This is a genomic window from Aquirufa avitistagni, from assembly GCF_042715545.1.
Lineage (GTDB): Bacteria > Bacteroidota > Bacteroidia > Cytophagales > Spirosomataceae > Aquirufa > Aquirufa avitistagni.
The window spans coordinates 1,512-3,257 of the sequence record NZ_JBBKXZ010000004.1; the positions used below are offsets into that span (position 1 = coordinate 1,512).

Consider the following 1,746-nt stretch of genomic DNA (forward strand, 5'->3'; position numbering starts at 1 on the left):
ACACCACCCTCCCCTACTCGAATGAGAGTTTGGACTTGGGAACGATGTAAATGCGATGGATTTATCTATCAAAGTTTACACAAGGTTCTTTGACATATTGTGAGAATAAAGTAAAGAGTAAGAGCAAATTAGAATTATTGATATCTCTTTGGAGATAGAAGATATTTTATAAAATAGTAAGTGAATTAAGGGCGTATGGGGGATGCCTAGGCTCTTGGAGGCGATGAAGGACGTGTTAAGCTGCGATAAGCTTCGGGGAGGTGCACAAGACCTTTGATCCGATGATTTCCGAATGGGGCAACCCAGTAGATTGAAGATCTATTATTCTATTTAATATAGAAGGCGAACCTGCTGAACTGAAACATCTAAGTAAGCAGAGGAAGAGAAAACAAAAGTGATTCCGTAAGTAGTGGCGAGCGAACGCGGATTAGCCCAAACCAGTGTTGTTGCGGCAAGACTGGGGTTGTAGGACCACGATATCGATTATATAAAGGAACGAGAACTGTCTGGGAAGGCGGGCCGTAGAAGGTGAGAGCCCTGTATTGGTAAGCTTATATAATTGTAGTGGTATCCTGAGTAGGGGGGGACTGGAGAAATCCCCTTTGAATCTGCCGGCACCATCCGGTAAGGCTAAATACTACCAAGAGACCGATAGTGAACGAGTACTGTGAAGGAAAGGTGAAAAGTACCCTGAGTAAGGGGGTGAAAAGACCCTGAAACCATACGCTTACAAGCGGTCGGAGCCCTTTTTGGGGTGACGGCGTGCCTTTTGCATAATGAGCCTACGAGTTACTTTCACTGGCGAGGTTAATCACGTTGACGTGAGCAGCCGGAGCGAAAGCGAGTCTGAATAGGGCGCTTAGTCAGTGGGAGTAGACGCGAAACTTTGTGATCTACCCATGAGCAGGTTGAAGCTCCGATAACACGGAGTGGAGGACCGAACCAGTTTACGTTGAAAAGTATTTGGATGACTTGTGGGTAGGGGTGAAAGGCCAATCAAACTGAGAAATAGCTCGTACTCCCCGAAATGTTTTTAGGAACAGCCTCGGGGTTAAGTTTTAAGCAGGTAAAGCTACCGATAGGACTAGGGGGAGTCAAATCCTACCAAATCCTGACGAACTCTGAATGGCTTAAAATATACCCGGGAGTGAGGGTTGGGGTGCTAAGGTCCCAATCCGAGAGGGAAAGAACCCAGACCAACAGCTAAGGTCCCAAAATCTTTACTAAGTTGAACTAAGGAAGTCTGATTGCAGTGACAGCCAGGATGTTAGCTTGGAAGCAGCTATTCATTTAAAGAGTGCGTAACAGCTCACTGGTCGAGCGAGGCGGGCATCGATAATAAACGGGCATCAAGTAAAGTACCGAAGCTTTGGATTATATTTATATACTGGTAGGGGAGCATTCTGATCTGCGGTGAAGGTGAAGCGACGAGCTTTGCTGGAGCGTTCAGAAAAGCAAATGTAGGCATGAGTAACGATAATGAGGGCGAGAAACCCTCACGCCGAAAGACTAAGGTTTCCTCAGCTATGCTAATCAACTGAGGGTTAGTCGGGGGCTAAGGGTCTAGCGAAAGCGACAACCTAATGCACAACAGGTTAATATTCCTGTACTTACTTATTGGGCAAATAGATGACGGAGATTACAGGTTACCAGATACTGACGGAATAGTGTCTTTGAGAGGCGGCAGCAATGCCAAAACGAGTGTAGTGAGTAAACTTCCAAGAAAAGTCTAGGCGTGTATAACTA

The 1,746-nt window shown here is 45.9% G+C and carries 1 other annotated feature (cut by a window edge).

The window, feature by feature from the left end:
- Positions 1–174: 174 nt before the first annotated feature.
- Positions 175–1,746: a sequence feature (mutual gap in cmsearch alignment for this rRNA model is longer than 100), on the top strand (it continues 1,359 nt past the right edge of the window).